Annotated in this window: 11 protein-coding genes; 4 read left to right on the top strand and 7 right to left on the bottom strand. The window is 72.7% G+C overall.

Going from position 1 to position 18175, the window contains the following annotated elements; translation table 11 throughout:
- Nucleotides 1-219: 219 nt before the first annotated feature.
- Nucleotides 220-753, top strand: coding sequence for a sigma-70 family RNA polymerase sigma factor (locus tag ACW14Y_RS13890; protein WP_380387797.1), 534 nt, complete (start codon nucleotides 220-222; stop codon nucleotides 751-753).
- Between the two features lie 36 nt (nucleotides 754-789).
- Nucleotides 790-1674: a hypothetical protein gene (locus ACW14Y_RS13895; protein ID WP_456986908.1), complete on the top strand. Its 885-nt coding sequence runs from the start codon at nucleotides 790-792 to the stop codon at nucleotides 1672-1674.
- Nucleotides 1675-1705: 31 nt separating this feature from the next.
- On the opposite strand, the gene ACW14Y_RS13900 is transcribed toward ACW14Y_RS13895, so the two are convergent.
- Entirely contained in the window at nucleotides 1706-2818 is a 1113-nt protein-coding gene (locus ACW14Y_RS13900) for an alpha/beta hydrolase (RefSeq protein ID WP_380387802.1), read from the bottom strand.
- Nucleotides 2819-3292: 474 nt separating this feature from the next.
- On the opposite strand from ACW14Y_RS13900, the gene ACW14Y_RS13905 reads away from it, so the two are divergent.
- Nucleotides 3293-4036 carry an SDR family oxidoreductase gene (locus ACW14Y_RS13905; protein ID WP_380302135.1) on the top strand — a complete coding sequence of 248 codons (744 nt, stop codon included), beginning with the start codon at nucleotides 3293-3295 and terminating at the stop codon, nucleotides 4034-4036.
- A 60-nt stretch (nucleotides 4037-4096) separates the two neighbouring features.
- On the opposite strand, the gene ACW14Y_RS13910 is transcribed toward ACW14Y_RS13905, so the two are convergent.
- From ACW14Y_RS13910 to pulA, 6 genes are all read right to left on the bottom strand, one after another.
- Complete coding sequence (locus tag ACW14Y_RS13910; RefSeq protein WP_380387805.1) at nucleotides 4097-4318, bottom strand: hypothetical protein; 222 nt, start codon at nucleotides 4316-4318, stop codon at nucleotides 4097-4099.
- Nucleotides 4319-4446: 128 nt separating this feature from the next.
- The gene (locus ACW14Y_RS13915) at nucleotides 4447-6240 is read right to left on the bottom strand and encodes a carbohydrate-binding module family 20 domain-containing protein (RefSeq protein WP_380302131.1); all 1794 of its coding nucleotides are present in this window, start codon (nucleotides 6238-6240) and stop codon (nucleotides 4447-4449) included.
- Between the two features lie 228 nt (nucleotides 6241-6468).
- Nucleotides 6469-6807 (bottom strand): P-II family nitrogen regulator, encoded by a 339-nt coding sequence (locus ACW14Y_RS13920; protein WP_030391571.1) that lies wholly within the window; start codon nucleotides 6805-6807, stop codon nucleotides 6469-6471.
- On the bottom strand, nucleotides 6804-8198 hold the full coding sequence (locus ACW14Y_RS13925; protein WP_456986912.1) for an ammonium transporter: 1395 nt from the start codon (nucleotides 8196-8198) through the stop codon (nucleotides 6804-6806). The genes ACW14Y_RS13920 and ACW14Y_RS13925 overlap by 4 nt, the downstream gene beginning before the upstream one ends.
- Nucleotides 8199-8516: 318 nt before the next feature.
- A complete protein-coding gene (locus ACW14Y_RS13930; RefSeq protein ID WP_456986914.1) occupies nucleotides 8517-10853 on the bottom strand; it encodes a M4 family metallopeptidase in 2337 nt (778 codons plus the stop codon).
- 570 nt (nucleotides 10854-11423) lie between these two features.
- Nucleotides 11424-16928 (bottom strand): pullulanase-type alpha-1,6-glucosidase, encoded by a 5505-nt coding sequence (gene pulA, locus ACW14Y_RS13935; RefSeq protein ID WP_456986916.1) that lies wholly within the window; start codon nucleotides 16926-16928, stop codon nucleotides 11424-11426.
- Nucleotides 16929-17255: 327 nt separating this feature from the next.
- On the opposite strand from pulA, the gene ACW14Y_RS13940 reads away from it, so the two are divergent.
- Entirely contained in the window at nucleotides 17256-18164 is a 909-nt protein-coding gene (locus ACW14Y_RS13940) for a phosphatase PAP2 family protein (RefSeq protein ID WP_380302122.1), read from the top strand.
- Nucleotides 18165-18175 lie beyond the last annotated feature (11 nt).

An 18175-nucleotide genomic window follows, 5' to 3' on the forward strand; every position in this document is an offset into this window, starting at 1 on the left:
CACGACCTGGCGGAAGTGGTGGGCTGGCACTCCCACCAGGGTGATGAGAGGACATCAGAGGCGAATCAATGTCCGATTGACGTGCAGCTCAGCGGCCGTTCGACCTGTTCCGGGGGCGCGGCGGCGAACGCGGCGCAACATTCCGTCGCGCCCACCGCGTGTATCAGGACAAGGGCGCGCCGCGGCGTGCCGGGGAGCCGACGAGGGGTGCGCGACCGGATGTCACCGGAACACGAGCGGTTGTTCGACGAGTTCGTCGCGGGCCGGTACTCCGCGCTTCGCCGGACCGGATACCTGCTCTGCGGCGACTGGCACCTCGCGGAGGACCTCGTCCAGACCACGCTGGTGAAGCTGTACGCCCGCTGGTCCCGGCTGCACGCGCCGGAGGCCGCGTACGGGTACGCCCGGACGACCCTCGTCCGCACGTACCTCGACGTCAGACGGCGGCGCGGCTCGCACGAGGTGGCCGCGGCGGACCCGACCGACCTGCTGGCGGACGGCGGGGAGGACGGGCGGCGGGGCACGGCAGCGGCCGACCCGGAACGCCGACTGGCCCTGCTGGCCGCGTTGGCGCAGGTCAGTCCCGCGTACCGGGCGGTGCTGGTGCTGCGGTTCTGGGAGGACCAGTCGATCGAGTCGACGGCCGCCGCACTGCGGCAGAGCACCGGCGCGGTGAAGTCCGCGACCAATCGGGGACTGACCCAGCTGCGGGGGATCCTCGGCGACTCGGTGCACGAGATCGCCGCCGGCTGACCGGCCACCACACGGGCCACGAGGAGAGGGAGGACCATGAGCCAGGAGAACCGGGACCTCGACGCCGAGGAGGTGGGCGCGCTGTTCCGCACGCTGCTGGACCAGCCCGAGCCCGCGGTGCCGCCGGTGGGACCACAGGTGAAGCGGGCCGGCGCCCGGCTGCGGTCGCGGCGCCGGTCGACGGCGGTGCTGGCGGCGACGGTCGCGGTGGTGGCGGTCGCCACCGCCGGGATCGCGGTGACCGGGCGCTCCGGGCCCGGTGTCCCGGTCGCCGCGGCCGCCGGGGCGGCCGCCGGGTCGAGCAGCAGCACCGCGGGCGGCACCCCGACGGCACCCCCGAACGCACCGGACACCCCGGGCACCCCGAACGCACCGGGCACCCCGGACACCCCGGCCACCGGGAGCCCCGAGGACCCCGCGAGCGCCGACCGACGGCTCAACGCCGCCGGACACGCCGGCCTCCTGCGCTTCCTGCGCGACCACCCGCTGCCGGGGGTCACCCGGATCGACGAGGGCGGGTCCGCCTCCGAGTTCCTGATGCAGCGCCCCACCGGCGGGCGGGTCAGGTTCCTGCGGCAGTTCGAGGGGCCGGTCCGCGACCCCTCGCAGCGGGAATCGCCCTGCGCCCCGAAGCTGCCGACCGGCGAGCCCGCGGACCCCTTCGGCACCGACTGCCTCGCGGTGCCGCTCCCCGGCGGGGCGCTGGCCTGGGTGATGCACCCGGTGCACCGCGGGCAGCCGGACTCGGTGCGGCTGTGGCTCGTCACCGCCGAGGGCCGGCTGTTCGTCCTGGGCTTCGACTCGGCCCTGGTCGACGGCGGCTACAGCACGGTTCCGCTGGAGGCCGTACGGGAACTCGCCGCGGCGCCGGGGTTCGTCGAGGCGGTGGACCAGGGCTGGCGGGACTCGGCGATCCGCTGAGCCCCGCCGGGAGGAGGCGGCCCCGGGTGCCTCAGTCGCTCTGCGGCCCCGCGAGGTTCTTGGTGAGCCACTGCAGGGTGTCCGGGATCATCTTCTTGAAGTCGGTGGTCAGGTGCTTCCCGCCGGGCTGCTCGTAGTACTCGACGGTGAGCGGCGCCGCGGCCTTCGCGACCCACGCCTTGACCAGCTTCATCTCGTACGCGTTGGCGCCGCCGGCGGTGGCCAGCATCCTGACGTCGGCCTTGCCCTGGGCGACCAGCAGGTCGGGGCTGTTGGCCTGGCGGTCGTTCTCGTAGCCCTTCCAGAGCGGCGAGTCGGGGTTGAAGTAGCCGTCGATCGGGACGGCCGCCTTGAACTTGTCCGGGTGCTGCAGGGCCAGCTTCGCGCTGCAGAACGCGCCGGTGGAGGCGCCCATCAGGCCCCAGCCGTCGCGGCCCTTCACGGTGCGGAAGTTGGCGCGCACGAAGTCGGGGATGTCCTCGGCCATCCAGGTGCCGATCTTGGGCTGGCCCGGGATGTCGGCGCACTCCAGGGCCTTGGCCTCGTTGGAGTCGAGGTTCTGCACCGGCATGATCATGATGAAGGGGTGGGCCTTGCCCTGCTTGGCGAGGTCGGCGTCGACCTCCTGGATCGGCAGTTGGTTGTCGGTCCAGGTGTTGTAGCCGGCGCTCTGGCCGCCCGCGTAGAGGGTGAGCACCGGGAAACCGGTCTTCGCGTACTTCGGGTCGTTGTACTCCGGGGGGAGCCAGACCCAGACCTTGCCGGACACCCCGGACTTGGGGCCGGCCAGGGTGGTCATCATGATCTGGCCCGCGGCGGTGTCCCTGGCCTTGCCGAACGCGGCCTGCGGGCCGGTGGGCATCAGCACCTTGCCGGACCCGGCGGCCGGGACGGGCGTCGCGGCGGCCGAGGCCGAGGTCGAACCGGCCGCCGGGGAGCCCGGGGCGGAGGAACCCGGCGCGGACGAGGGGGCCGACGCGGAGGTGGAGCCGGCGGCCGTCGCCGCGCCCTTGCCGGCGCCCGCCTTCGCCGAGTCCCCCGTGTTCCCGCCGTCCGTACTGCCACAGGCCGCGAGCGCGGCGGCCAGGGTGAAGGCGGTGGCACCGGTCAGCACGGCGCGGAAACGGAAGGACTGCGGCTGCACGGTGAGAACTCTCCGACCGGTGTCGCGCCCGCTCCGCGGAGCCGGGCGATGGCCCCCGGGTGGGGCCGGACAGGCCCGGGGCGCGACTGTCTGCGGGACCCCCGGGAGGCTGATCGCCGCCCTGCGCGGCGGCGTGCCGTCCTGCGATCTTATGACGTGGCCCGCCCCGGGCCGGTTGCGCGGCGGCCCGCCCCGATCCAATGTTTGTTCCCGATCGAGTAAAGCCTCTGCCGGGCCCTGCCGACCGGCGGGGTGGCACCCCCGCCGGTCGGCGGGGATCCGCCGGACCACGGCCGGAGCCCTCCCCCGGGCCGCCCGCGGGACCGTCGCGGGCGCGTCCACCGACCACCGCCGGAACCGCCCGAACGAGCGAGCCGCCACCGCGCCGGCCGGGCCTTGGACACTCGTACCAGTGACGCCGGGGGCGGAGATCGGGAACTATCGGGCCAGCCGCCGTGAGCCGAGGAGTCCGCCATGCTGGAACAGATCGCCGTTGTGACCGGAGCCGGGAGCGGCGTCGGCCGGGCCGTCGCGCGGGAGCTGGCCGCCGGGGGCTGGCAACTGGTGCTCGCCGGACGGCGCGCGCAGCCGCTGCGCGAGACCGCCCGGCCGATCGCCACGGAGACCCTGGTGGCACCGACCGACGTCACCGATCCGGAGGCCGTGGACGCGCTGTTCGCGGCGGCGGTCGAGCGCTTCGGGCGGGTGGACCTGCTGTTCAACAACGCCGGGACCTTCGGCGCCCCGGCCGCGGTGGACGAGCTGGACATCGCCGAGTGGCGGGCCGTGGTGGACCTCAACCTGACCGGCGCGTTCCTGTGCGCCCGGGCGGCATTCCGGCAGATGCGGGCGCAGCGTCCGCAGGGCGGCCGGATCATCAACAACGGTTCGATCTCCGCGCACGTGCCGCGCCCGCAGTCGGTCGCCTACACCGCGACCAAGCACGCCGTGACCGGGCTGACCAAGTCGCTGTCGCTGGACGGCCGTCCGTACCGGATCGCCTGCGGGCAGATCGACATCGGCAACGCCGCCACCGACATGACGGCCGCGATGAGCCTGGGCGTCCGGCAGGCGGACGGGCGGATCGCGGTGGAGCCGACCATGGACGTCGCCGATGTGGCCCGCACCGTACGGCACATGGCGGAACTGCCGCTGGAGGCCAATGTGCAGTTCGCCACCGTGATGGCGACCACCATGCCGTACGTCGGCCGCGGCTGAACCGACGCCCGGGGCCGACGACCGGGCCCGACGACCGGGGCCGACGCCCGGGCCCGGCGGCTACTCGTCGTGGGAGTGCCGGTAGCGGCGCCCGCCGTCCTCGTCGACCAGCAGGTAGACGCTGGTGGTGGGCCAGTACTCGCCCCTCCCGGCGGCGGGCAGTTCGGTCCGCAGCGCCATCCGCAGCGAGGGCGGCGGGGCGGCGGCGTGGACGCGCTTGCGGTGGCCGTCCCAGCGGCCGCCCCAGAGTTCGAGGTCGAGGACGACGGGGGTGGTGCTCATTCCGCGATGCTGCCAGCGTTCACCCGCCGAAGCGGGTTTGCGGCCGTCGGTCCACTCGTAGGGGGGATGCCCGTCGCACCGGGCTGACGGGCGTCCCCCCTCGCGCCGACACTCCCGAAAGAGAGGGCCTACGGGCGCCAGGTGTCGTTCAGCACCACCTTGCCCGAGGCGGGCACCGTCGCGGTCCGGTTGGCCCCGGACTCCCAGGTGACCGCGCCCGAGGCATCCTTGCGCACGTACTTGTACGCGAAGGACGTCCCGGCGGGCAGCGTCACGTCGAGCTTCCACAGCGGGTAGGCGGCCGAGGAGAGCGGCAGCGCGGCGGCCGGGTTCCAGGCGCCGAGGGCGGCGTTGTCGCCGACCAGGTAGACGTTCTGCCCCCAACTGGTGGTCGCGTCGACCGTGAAGGACGCCCCGCCGGTCACCGCGGTGCCGCCGCCGGGCGCTCCGACGTACAGCGCGACCGCGTCGCCGGCGCCGACGGTGGCGGTGAACCGGCCGTCCGTGCCGACGGTGTAGGACGGGCCGGTGCACCCGCCGGCCGCCGGGTCGCCGTGCTGCACGTCGCAGTACGAGCCGGCCGGCAGCGAGGTCTGGAAGGTCCGGGTGAGCGCGCCGCTCTCCCGGTTGATCGCCACGAAGCCCTTGCCGCCGCGGCCGAAGGCGATCGCGTTGCTGCCGTCGGACCACCAGTCGGTGAGCCCGGTGCCGGCCACCGCGTTGCGGAAGCCGACCATGTTGGCCACCTGCCGCCAGGCGTGGGTGCAGTTCCAGCCGTCCTGGTAGCAGGCGTTGACGGTGCCGCCGTTCGGCGGGCCGTCGTCGTGGCCGCTGAAGGCGTAGCCGGAGTAGACGTTGGGCGAGCCGTACGGGTGGGCCAGCAGGAAGACGTTGGCCAGGGTGTAGGCGGAGCCGTCCCGGTAGGTCAGCGTGGAGCCGTTGCGCTCGGTGTCCCAGTTGTCGACGAAGGTGCGGGCCTTGTCGGTGGGCAGCAGCCCGCCGCCCCAGCCGGACAGGTCGGCGAGCCGGCCGCCCTGGAAGGCGCTCTTCAGCCAGGTGCCGGAGCGGAACTCGTCGACGTCGCCGGTGCCGGTGTACTCGGAGGGCTGGATCGGCTCGCCGGCGCCGTAGATGACCTCCTGCACCCAGTAGGCCCGCGGGTCGGCCGTCCTCGCCTTGATGGCGGCGAGGTCGGCGGCGGCGATGTGCTTGGCGGCGTCGATCCGGTAGCCGTCGACGCCCAGCGAGCCCAGGTCGTTCAGGTAGGCCGCGATCGTCCGCTGCACGTAGGCGCTGCCGGTGTCCAGGTCGGAGAGGTTCACCAGCTCGCAGTTCTGCACGTTGGAGCGGTCGCCGTAGTTGGAGATCGCGCTCCGGCAGGAGTGGAAGTCCTGGTCCTGGTAGTACCCGGGGTAGGTGTACTTGCTGTAGGCGGTGCCGCCGGTGCCGGTGCCGGAACCCGCCGACATGTGGTTGATCACCGAGTCGGCGATCACCTTGACGCCGGCGGCGTGGCAGGTGTCGACCATGTTCTTGAAGGCCGTCCGGTCGCCGAGGCGCCCGGCTATCCGGTAGCTGACGGGCTGGTAGGAGGTCCACCACTGGCTGCCCTGGATGTGCTCCTGGGGCGGCGAGACCTCGACGAAGCCGTAGCCCTTCGGGCCGAGGGTGTCGGTGCAGGCCCTGGCGACCGAGTCGAAGCGCCACTCGAAGAGGGTCGCCGTGACGTCCTTGCCGCCGCCGGGCGGGGCGGCCTGTGCGGCGGGGGCGGCGCCGAGGGCGGCGGTGAGCGAGAGGGCGAGGGCCGCCGAGGCGCCGAGCGCGCCGGCCGCGCGGGCGGGTCCGGCACGGCGGACCGGCCTGGCGCTGCGGACGGGCCCGGTTCCGCGGGCAGGCCGACGGGCGGGAACGGTGGTGACCACGTTGTCTCCTGTGGGGGTGGCTGGGGTGGGGCAGCCGGGGTACCGCTGATGAAAGCTTGCTGAAACTTTCAGGAAATGTGCTGCGCCGAATTTAGGGTCGCCACCAGGACCCGTCAAGGGGATGGGAGAAAGGTTTCCGCAGGCCCGCAGAGGTCGTGAACGAACCCACAGCGAAGGCGCCACCCCGAGGAGGGATGGCGCCTGTCCGGCCGGACGGCCGGCGGTCCGTCAGACCGCGTCCGGCCCGCGCTCGCCGGTGCGCACCCGGACGACGGTCTCCACCGGGACCGCCCACACCTTGCCGTCGCCGATCTTCCCGGTCCGGGCCGCCCGGACCACCGCCTCGATCACCAGGTCCGCGTCCTCGTCCTCGACGACGACCTCGATCCGCACCTTGGGTACCAGGTCGATCCGGTACTCGGCCCCCCGGTACACCTCGGTGTGCCCGTGCTGACGGCCGTACCCGCTGGCCTCGCTGACGGTCAGTCCGTGCACCCCGGCGGCCTGCAGCGCGCGCTTGACCTCGTCCAGCTTGAACGGCTTCACGATCGCGGTGATCAGCTTCATGCGGAGGGCGCCTTGTCGGACGGGTGCGCGAGCACGCTGGCGGTGGGGCGGGGCGGGACGCTCCCCTGCCCCAGCACGCCGTGGCCCAGGACGCCGTGATCGTACGCGGTCTCGGCGTGCACGGCGAGGTCCAGGCCGGTGAGTTCGTCCTCCTCGCCGGCCCGGAAGCCCATCAGCCGCTCGATCGCCCACCCGATGCCGTAGGTGACCGCGAAGGCGTAGACCGCGACGGCGGCGACGGCCACCAGTTGACGCCCCAGCTGCCCGAGGCCGCCGCCGTGCAGCAGGCCCGCCGCGCCGCCGGTCATGGTGGCGGTGGCGAAGAGCCCGATCAGTACGGTGCCGATCGCCCCGGCCACGAAGTGCACGCCCACCACGTCCAGCGAGTCGTCGAAGCCGAAGCGGAACTTCCAGCTCACCGCGTACGAGCAGACCACGCCCGCCGCCAGCCCGATCACCAGCGCGCCGAGCAGGTCGACGCTGCCGCAGGACGGCGTGATCGCGACCAGGCCCGCCACCGCGCCGGAGGCCGCGCCGAGGGTGGTGGCGTGGCCGTCCCGGCGCTTCTCGACCAGCAGCCAGCCGAGCAGCCCGGTGCAGCCGGCCGCCTGGGTGTTGAGCAGGGCGGAGGCGGCCAGACCGTTGGCGCCCAGCGCCGAACCGGCGTTGAAGCCGAACCAGCCGAACCAGAGCAGGCCCGCGCCGAGCAGCACCAGCGGCAGGCTGTGCGGGCGCATCGCCTCCTTGCGGAAGCCGATCCGGGGCCCGAGCAGCAGCGCCAGGGCCAGACCGCTCGCCCCGCAGTTGACCTCGACCACGGTGCCGCCGGCGAAGTCCAGCGCGCCGAGCCGGGCCAGGATCCAGCCGCCGGGCGCGAACACCCAGTGCGCGACCGGCACATAGACCAGCAGCGTCCAGACGGCGGTGAAGGCCACCCAGGCGCCGAACCTGGCCCGGTCCGCGATGGCGCCGCTGATCAGGGCGGCGGTGATGATCGCGAAGGTCAGCTGGAAGGTCGCGAACAGCACGGTGGGGACGGTGCCGGTGACCGAGGCGGGCGTGATCCCGGCCATCCCCAGGTGGTCGAGGCCGCCGATCAGCCCCCAGCCGCCGGCGTCCGGGCCGAAGGCGAGCGAGTAGCCGGCCAGCAGCCAGACCACCGTGACCACAGCGATCGAGACGAAGCTCATCATGATCATGTTGAGCACGCTCTTGGCGCGGACCATACCGCCGTAGAACAGCGCCAGCCCCGGGGTCATCAGCAGCACCAGCGCGGTGGCGGCGAGCAGCCAGGCGGTGTCGCCGGTGTCGATCCGCGACGGCGCGTCGGCGGCCAGGGAGGCGGCGCCGGGTGCGGCCGCGGACACGGCCAGGGAGGCGGCCAGGAGCATGGGAGGTCCTCCGGGAGCTGCGAAGAGGGCAGGTGCCGGAAGTGTGGCGAGAACGGATTACCGGTCGCGGACGGACACGTTTCGCCCGTGTTTCGTGTTGCCCGCCGGTTGCCCCGGGGTGACCGCACGGTTTCCGGAAGCTCACGAGCCCGGACCGCACGCCCCCGGCCACGGCACCGTACCCCTGCCGACGGCCCGCACCCGGGCACGACACAGGGCCCGGCGGTCGCACCCGGGCACGACACAGGGCCCGGCGGTCGCACCCGCCGGGCCCTGCCCTGTCTTTACCTGGTTTCCGCCGGCTTCACCGGCGCCGGGTCAGCTCGTGGCGATCGAGGTGTCGTCGATCACGAAGCTGGTCTGCAGCGAGGAGTCCTCGGTGCCGTTGAACTTCAGGGTCACCGTCTGGCCCGCGTAGGTCGACAGGTCGAAGGTCCGCAGCTGGTAGCCCGCGGCCGCGTCCACGTTGGAGTAGGTCTTCAGCGTGGTGCCGTTGACCTGGACCGTCAGCTTGTCGTACTGGGTGGTGCCGGACTCGCCGGTGTCGATGTGCAGGTAGAAGCTCAGGGTCGCCTTGCAGCCGGCCGGGATGGTGACCGTCTGCGAGAGGCTGTCGGTGTGGGTGGAGCCGTAGCCGTTCAGCCACGACTTCCAGGTGCCACCGTGCGGGGCCTGCGAGGACGAGTTGTCGACGACGCCGCTGGAGGCGGTCCACGGCGCGGCCGTGCCCGTCTCGAAGCCCGCGTTGCCGAGCAGCTGCGCCGGGGTGCAGGTGCTGCTGCCGTCGGTGACCGCCCAGGTGAAGCTGGCCGTACCGGTCTTGTTCGCCGAGTCCTTCGCCGTCACGGTGACGTTGGAGGTGCCGATGGTGGTCGGGGTGCCGGTGACCGCACCGGTGGAGGCGTTGATCGACAGGCCGGCCGGCAGGCCGGTGGCCGAGTAGGTGAGCGGGGCGGTGCCGCCGGTGGCCTTGATGGCCAGGTTGACGGCGGTGCCGACCTTGGTGCTCTGGTTGCCCGGGCTGGTGACGGTGACGCCACCCGGGTTCGGGGGCACGGTGCCGACGTTGACGCCCGCCCAGGCGGTGCCGACCGCGATCAGCTCGGCGCTGCCGTCGCCGTAGAGGGCCTTGGCGGCGTTCTCCGTGGCGGTGCGGGCCTGGGCGAAGTTGGTGGTGGAGGTCATGTACGAGGTCAGCGCCTTGTACCAGATCTGCAGCGCCTTGTCCCGGCCGATGCCGGCGACGGTGATGTTGTTGGTGGTCGGGCTGTTGTAGCTGACGCCGTTGATCACCTTGGCGCCGCTGCCCTCGGCCAGCAGGTAGAAGAAGTGGTTGGCGACACCGGACGAGTAGTGCACGTCCAGGTTGCCGACGCCCGAGTACCAGGAGTCGGCCGAGCCGCCGTCCTTGGAGGGCTTGTCCATGTAGCGCAGCGGCGTGCCGTTGCCGTTGATGTCGATGAGCTCGCCGACCAGGTAGTCCGGGTTGTCCTTCGGCAGGTTCGCGTAGAACTCGACCGCGTTGCCGAAGATGTCCGAGGTGGCCTCGTTGAGGCCGCCGGACTCGCCGGAGTAGTTGAGGTTGGCGGTGGCGGAGGTGACGCCGTGGCTCATCTCGTGGCCGGCCACGTCCAGCTCGGTCAGCGGGTGGGTGTCGCCGGACCCGTCGCCGTAGGTCATGCAGAAGCAGCCGTCGTCCCAGAAGGCGTTGACGTAGCCGGTGTCGTAGTGGACCCGGCTGAAGGCGCCGACGCCGTCGTTGCGGATGCCGTTGCGGCCGAAGGTGTTCTTGTAGAAGTCCCAGGTGGCGGCGGCACCGTACTGGGCGTCGACGGCGGCGGACTCGCGGTTGCTGGCCGAGCCGTTGCCCCAGGTGTCGCTGGACTTGCTGAACAGGGTGCCGTTGCCGGTGGTCCGGTTGCCCATGTCGGTGGTGTACTGCCCGCCGCGGGTGCCGTCCTTGAGCTGGTACGAGGACCCGCTCTGGGTGGTGGTCAGCGGCACGTTGCCGACGAAGACGCCGGTGCCGGTGCCGGTCTTGATGCCCTCGTTCTGGCTCAGCACGGCGCCGGTGGCGGCGTCGGTGACGACGTGCAGGCGGCTCGGGGTGCCGTCCGACTCCTTGCCGGAGACGACGGTCTCCCAGGCGAGCTTCGGGGTCCCGTCGGCGGCCCAGACGACCAGGCGCGGGGCGGTGTCGAGCGCGGAGCCGGCCTGGGCGGCGAGCGCCGCCTCCTGGGCCTTCGGCGCGGCGAGCTTCGGCGTGGTGTTCACGCCGCTCAGCACGGCCTCGCTGGCCTTGGTCACGCCCGTGGTGGCACCGGTGGCGTCCTGGTGGACGATCAGGTCGCCGCCGAGCACCGGCAGGCCGGCGTAGGTGCGCTCGTAGCGCAGGTGGCGGGCGCCGTTGGTGTCCTGGACGACATCCTTGGTGACCAGCTTCTCGTTCGCGGTCAGGCCCAGGGTCTGGGCGAGGCCGGCGGTCTGCTGGGTCGCGGAGGCGATCAGCTCGGCGCGGCTCGCCTGCTGCGCGGCGACGGCGGCCGGCGCGTCGGGGGTGACCGCCTGTGCGAGGGCCGGGAAACCGGTCACCAGCAGCGCGGTGGTGGCGGCCATGACAACCGCTGCCTTCCGGGCGTGGGCGTAACGGGACATGCGGACTCCTTTTCCGACCGCCGCGGGGTTCGCGGGCGGTGGACAGAACCTGGTCGCAGGGTTGCGACTCAGTGGGGGCCCCCGCCGCCGGTGCGCGGCGCGGGTGCGGTTGCGGAGCAAGGTGGTAAAGCGTTTCGGCAGGGGGATCGCGCCGTTCCTGACCTCGGACAGCTGCACCGGGGGGTGGGGCCCCCTCGTCTGCAGCCGGAGGAATCGTGGCAGCAAACGAGCCGTTAATGACAGATGCATGCCAGTGATTGGCCGATTAGCTACCGGGCCGTACATCTGTCGGAAGGTCAGGAGTGTTACGACCGTAAGAACATCCGACGATCGTTTTCATGTCCGCCAAAAGGTTTGGTCACCCCCCGCTGGCACTGACCAGCGCTCAGGGCGCGGAGCCGGCCCGCGGTACCCGCCCCGGGGTCCGGCGGGGGCGGCACCTCCCCTTTCCGGCCGTGCCAGGGGCGGTTTCCGGCCAACTCCATACATTGAATGGAACCGGAAACCCTGTGGATCAGTCCCGGGCCCCGCTCCGCGGTGACGGAACGGGGCCCGGTCGACGACGGACCGTCAGCGCTGCACGAACACCGCCACCGTGCGGCCCGGCACGGTGAAGGTTCCGGTCGCCGCGGCGAAGCCGGACCGCTTCACCACCGGGTCCGCGCCGGCGGCCTGGACCGGGTGGAGCGCCTGGGCCGTCCCGGCGAGCGCGCCGACGGTCTGGCTCCGCTCGGTGGGCGTCGCGTTGAACACCACCGTGATCCCCTTCTCCGCGCCCGGCAGCCCGGTGCCGTCCAGGTGCAGGGTGAGCACACCCGGCTCCTCGCCGGGCGTGCCCGACAGCGGATAACCGAGCCGCTGCTGCACGGCCGCCAGGGTCGGCAGCGCGAACAGCGGCGAGGAGCGCTTGATCCGCAGGAAGTCCTGGTACTGCGCGCCCGCCGCCGCGATGTCGGCGGGGCCCACGGTCAGCCGGGGATCCGCCAGCAGGGCCTTGGCGGTGGGCCACAGCTCCTTGTTGTCCGCGGCCGGCGGCAGCCCCCGGCCCCAGCCGTTGCCGTCCCGCGGGTCCCAGTGGATCGCGTTGAACCAGTCGCCGGAGTCGTAGGAGTTGGCGTCCAGCGACTTGGAACGCAGCAGGTCGCTGCCCGCCTGGACGAAGCCGGGGCCCTGCGACAGCGTGGTCAGCGCGAGCGCCAGCGCCTGTGTCCGGGCCCGGTCGGCGGGCGCGGTGCCGGCCGGCAGCTTGTACGCCAGCGCGTCGAACAGATCGGCGTTGTCGTGCGCGTCCACGTAGGCGAGCGCCTCGCCGGGCCGGGCCGCGTAGCCGGTCGGGGCGCCGTTGTAGTCGACGTCCTTGCCGGTGACGGTCCGCCCGGAGCTGTCGGTGAAGGAGTAGTCGGCCAGGTTGCCGGTCAGTCCCACCTTGAGCCGGTCCGTCTGCTGGAGCAGCCGGGCCCTCTGCTGCTCCGGGGTGCCGTTCGCGGCCGAGCCGTTCGGGTCGGTGAACAGGCCCGAGGCGAAGCCCTGCTGGGGTGCCGAGGAGAGCTGGAAGTTGCCGCCGCGCGCGGAGTCCCGGAACCGGTCGTCGAAGGTGGCGATGCCGGTGCCGGCCATGTTCCGCTGGGTGGCCTGCTCGAACCGGGCGTCGTCCGCCACCGCGCCGAAGTTCCAGCCCTCGCCGTAGAGCAGGACGTTCTTCCCGTCCACGCCGTCCGAGTCCGGCGTCATCCGGCGCAGCGCCGCCTGCACGTCCAGCATGGTGGACTTCGGGTCCAGGCCCATGAGGTCGAAGCGGAAGCCGTCCACCTTGTACTCGCGCGCCCAGGTGGTGACGGAGTCGACCACCAGGCGGTTCATCATGGCGTGCTCGGGCGCGGTGTCGGCGCAGCAACTGTCCGTGGTCACCTTGCCGTTGGCGTCCAGCCGCTGGTAGTAGCCGGGGACGACCCGGTCCAGCACCGAGTGCTCGGCCTGGCCGCTCGCGGCGGTGTGGTTGTAGACCACGTCGAGCACCACCCGCAGACCGGCCGCGTGGATCGCCTGCACCATCCGCCGGAACTGCACGGTGCGCGCGGTCCCTTCGGGGTCGGTGGCGTACGAGCCCTCCGGCACGTTGTAGTGGAGCGGGTCGTAGCCCCAGTTGTAGGCGTCCTGGGCGGCGACGGCCGCCACGCACTCCTGCTGCTTGTCGCTGTCGGCGGCCAGGGCGGCGAGGTCGCAGGCGGGCAGCTTCTGCTCGGCCCGGTTCTCCCTGATGGTGGCGATGTCGAAGGTCGGCAGCAGGTGGATCGTGGTGACCCCGGCCGCGGCGAGCTCGCGCAGGTGCTTCGCACCGGCCGCCGCGGACTCGGTGAAGGCCAGGTAGGTGCCGCGCTCGGCGGCCGGGACGGTCCCGTCGGCGACGGAGAAGTCCCGGACGTGCAGCTCCTGGATCTGCTCCCGTCCGAGCGGGACGGCCGGCGGCACGGCGTGGTTCTCCCAGCCCGGCGGCTTGAGCGCCTTCGCGGCGAGGTCGGCGACCAGGCTGCGCCGGGAGTCGGTGGAGAGGGCGACGGAGTACGGGTCGGTGACGGTGTTGACGACCAGTTGCTGGACCGTCGGCGCCCAGACCTTCACCTGGTACAGGTAGTACGTGCCGTCGAGTTCGGCCCGGTCCCGGACCAGCTCCCAGACGCCGGTCTCGTCGTCGCGCTTCAGCGGCAGGGTCCTCGGGGTGCCGCCGGTGGCGGTGTCGAAGACCTGGACGGAGACCTCCTGCGCGGTCGGCGCCCAGAGCGAGAGCGCGACCTTGCCGTTGTAGTACGCCGGTCCGAAGTCGACCCGGCCGGTGCGGCGGGCGTACAGGTCGTCGAGCACGCCGGGGATCTGCACCCCGGTGGCGGCCAGGACGGCGCCGCTCGGCAGGTGCTCGGTGAACAGCAGCTGGCCGCGCAGGGCTTCGGGCACCCGGGCGGTGTCGCGGCTGTCGACGGTGAAGGCGCGGTAGCCGGCCAGGTGCGGGAAGGCCGCCTTCTGGGCGGCGGTCAGCCCGCCGGGCGCGGGCTCCAGCCGGATCCAGCGGCCGGGCGCGCTCAGGGTGCCCTTGTCGGCCCGGATGCCGCCCGCCGGGTCGTACACCAGCTGGGCGCTGGTACCGGCGGCGAGGGCGGCGTCCCCGGCGCCGTACCCGGGCGGGACGACGACGGTGCGGGCGTCGATCCACTGGGCCTTGGCGGAGGCGGGGTCCAGCTGGGAGGAGGCGCCGCCGGACTGCGGCAGCAGGTAGCCCTCCCGGCCGCCGAGGATCCAGACCTCGCGGCCGGTGCCGGCCAGGTCGAGCGACTGGTCGGCGGGCAGGTCCTTGTCGTTGCCCTTGTGCAGGATGTAGCTGAGGCTGGTCGCGCCGGGGGCGAGCGGCACCTCGAAGACGGCGCCGAAGGCGTCCCGGCGGACGGGCCGCAGCGGGTTGCCCCAGTCGGTGGGATTCGCGGCGCCGGTCCAGTCGTGCAGGCCCCAGCCGTCGTAGTCGCCGTCGGCCCGGTGGTAGTGGATGACGGCGGTACCCGCGGGCGGGGTGCTGACCGGGCCCGGGTTCTCGGTGCGGACGGCCGGGTCGCCCTCCTTCAGCCAGACCTCGCCGGTCGCGCCGAGGTCGAGGTGCCGGTCGGCGTCGACGTCCTTGACGCCGTCCTTCTCGACGACGAAACCGAGGTCCGAGGCGCCCGGCCTGAGCTTCACATAGGCGAAGGCGCCGTAGGCGTCCCGGCCGGTGAAGCCGTGCCCGGCGGGCCACTGGGTGGCCTCCCCGTCGGCGAGGTCGCCCCAGGCGTAGAGGTTCCAGCCGTCGTAGTCGCCGTTCTTGCGCTGGTAGTGGACGACGGCGTACGGGCGGGCGGCGGCGCTGGGGACGGGCTTCGGGGCCGGGGTGCCGGTGCTGAAGCCGCCGGTCGTGGACCGCAGCCGGCCGGCGGCGTCCTGGACCACGGCCTTGTAGCGGACGGGTGTGCCGGGGGCGACACCCGTGAGGTCCTGGGTGACGGCGTACTTCCCGGTGTCGGAGCTGCCGAGCACCTGCCAGGGCCGGTCGCCGACCTGCGCGGCGAAGGTGACCCGGCCGAAGCCGCCGCCGGGCACCTGCGCGCCGACGGTGACGGTGCCGGTGGAGCCCTCGGCGGGCACCCCGAGGGTGATCGCGGGCGCGGCGGCGGTCGGCGCGAGCTTCCCGGCGGCCTTGAGGACGACCGAGGAGAGCGCGGGGACGGTGACGGTGACCCGGCGGTCGGCGCCGCTGGTGAGCCGCGCGCCCGGGGCCGGGTAGACCGGGTCGAAGCCCTGCCCGGCCGAGAAGGTGTCCAGGGTGACGGTCTTCGCCTCGGTGGCGTTGTTGACCGCGGCCAGGTACTCGACCTGCTGGGCGGCGTCGATCCGGGAGAAGGCGTAGACGCCGGGGCCGTCGGCCGCGTACCGCTCGATCTGGGCGCCGTCGGCGAGCGCCGGGTGGTCGCGGCGGAGCTTCGCCAGGGCGGCGATCTCCCGGTAGGGCCCGGCGTCCCGGCCGTAGCGGTCGGCGGGGCCGGGCGTGCCGCCGAGGACGCGGTCGGCGTTGTAGGAGGGGGTCTGCGAGGCGAAGACGTCCTGGCGGGCGTCCTTGTCGCCGCCGGCGCCGGTGAAGCCCTGCTCGTCGCCGTAGTAGACGACGGGCTGGCCGCGGGTGAGGAACATCAGCTCGTTGCCGAGCCGGTCCTTCTTCAGCAGGGTGGCCTCGTCGGCGCCGGGGTTGTCGGCGAGCAGGAAGGAGCCGAAGCGGCCCATGTCGTGGTTGCCGAGGAAGGTCGGCAGCTCGTAGGCGTCGGTGTCGGCGGTGGTGTAGCGGTGGTCCTGGCCGTAGAGCTCGGCCAGGCCGCGGGCCGGACCGCCCTGGGAGACGTAGGCGCGGGCGGCGCCCTGGAACGGGAAGTCGAGGGTGGCCTGGAGCCTCCCCTTGGTGACGTAGGGCGCGGTGACGGCCGGGTCGCCGGAGTAGACCTCGCCGAACATGAAGAACTTCTTGTTGCCCCGCTCGGCGGCGAACTCCTTGAGCGCGGGCGCCCACTGCTGCCAGAAGGCCATGTTGACGTGCTTGACGGTGTCGATCCGGAAGCCGTCGACGCCGGCCTCCTCGACCCACTGCTGGTAGACCTTCTCGAAGCCCTTGACCACCTTGGGGTTCTGGGTGTCGAGGTCGTCGAGGCCGGAGAAGTCGCCCTCGGTGGCGGACTCGCCGGCGAAGGTGGAGTCGCCCCGGTTGTGGTAGAGCGCGGGGTCGTTGAGCCAGGCCGGGGTCTTGGCGGTGGCGTCGGAGGGCCTGCGAAACACCGGGCTGTAGGGGAACGAGTCCTTGGTCAGCTTCGGCCAGGCTGCCCCAGCGTCGGCGAGCGCGGTCTCGTCGACGGGGTTGCCGTCGGCGTCCAGCACGGGGTACGCGCCGGTGCTGCGGTAGCCGGACTGCCCCTGCCGGTTGTCGACGACGTCGGCGGTGTGGTTGGTGATGACGTCGAAGAAGACCTTGATGCCCCGGGCGTGGGCCTTGGTTATCAGCTCCTTCAACTGCTCGTTGGTGCCGAAGTGCGGGTCGACCCGGGTGAAGTCGGTGATCCAGTAGCCGTGGTAGCCGGCGCTGGCGGCGTCCCCGGTGCCCTGGACCGGCTTGTTGGTGAAGATCGGCGCCATCCAGATCGCGGTGGTGCCGAGGTCCTGGATGTAGTCGAGCCGCTGGATCAGCCCGGCGAGGTCGCCGCCGTGGTAGAAGCCCTTGTCGGCCGGGTCGAGGCCGTGGTCCAGCCGGGTTCCCGTGATGCCGCCGGTGTCGTTGCCCCGGTCGCCGTTGGCGAAACGGTCCGGCAGGACGAAGTAGAACTGCTCGCGGGTGAGGTCGTGCCGCCCGGCGGTGGCGGCCAGCGCGGCGTCCGAGGGCGGGCCGGGCGGGGCGGCGGCGAGCGCGGCCGGTCCGGCGGTACCGAGGGTGGCGGCGGTGAGCGCGGCGGCGAGGAGCACCGCCGTCCGGCCGGGTCTGCGAGGGGTGCTCCGCCGACGGCGGGGCGGGACTTCGGCCACTGAAGGCTCCCTTGCGGGGGTATGGGGTCATGGGGTGGTCGGGTGGCCGAGACGCTAGCGGCCTGCAATATGTTTCAGCAAGATGCAGAAAGCGTTTCGGTCGGGGAAAATCCGCCCCGTTCCCGCGCTCCCACCCCCGATTGCGCCGCCCTGCCCATCCGGCGTGACAATGGGACGTATGCCCGTCCCACCGGTTGACCCCAGATCCCTCCGCACCGCCTCCCCCGGTGGGAGCCACCCCCTACCTCTGAAGGGGGACAGCCGGTGAAGAATCCACTTCCGGAGGATGAGCAGACGGCTACGGGACGTCTGGCAGACTTCTCGTCCATGGGGGAACCGACCGAGATCCAGCAGAACGGCGGCCGCATGCCCGACGGAGCCACCCGTGCGGCCCGCACCCGAACCGCGGCCCTGCGTGACCGCGTCCGCGAGCAGCGCCGGTCGCCCGGGCGCCCGAGACTCTGGTTCGAGCTGGCCCTGATCGGCGTCAGCTACTGGATCTACTCGCTGGTGCGCAACGCCGTCCCCGAGCAGGAGACGATCGCGCAGAAGCACGCCGGCTGGATCTGGGACCTCGAACACTCCCTCGGCATCGCCGTCGAGCGCTCGATCAACCACGCGGTCGACAGCGTCGGCTGGCTGATCACCGGGATGAACTACTACTACGCGACGCTGCACTTCGTGGTGACCATCGGCGTCCTGGTCTGGCTCTACCGGTGGCACCCCGGCCGCTACGCCGCGATCCGCACGGTGCTGTTCGTCACCACCGCGATCGCGCTGGTCGGCTTCTACTTCTTCCCGCTGGCCCCGCCCCGGCTGATGACCGACGGCGGCTTCATCGACACCGTGAAGTCGCACGGCACCTGGGGCTCGATGGCCTCCGGCCCGGCCACCCACGTCTCCAACCAGTTCGCCGCGATGCCCTCGATGCACATCGGCTGGTCGATGTGGTGCGGGCTGACCATCTTCTTCCTGGCCCGCCGGACCTGGGTCCGGGTGCTCGGCCTGCTCTACCCGGCGGCCACCCTGCTGGTGATCGTCTCCACCGCCAACCACTTCTGGATGGACGCCGTCGGCGGCGAGCTGTGCCTGCTGGTGGGCTTCCTCACCGCCCGCTGGCTCTACCACTCCTGGGTCTACCGGCTCCCGCAGGTGCCCGCCCGGGAGCTGCCGGCCGAGCCGGTCACCGTGCCCGAGCAGTGGAGCGAGCCCGCGGTGAGCAGCTCCCGCCGCTGAGGCCGAGGACG

The sequence above is a fragment of the Kitasatospora sp. cg17-2 genome, assembly GCF_054031055.1.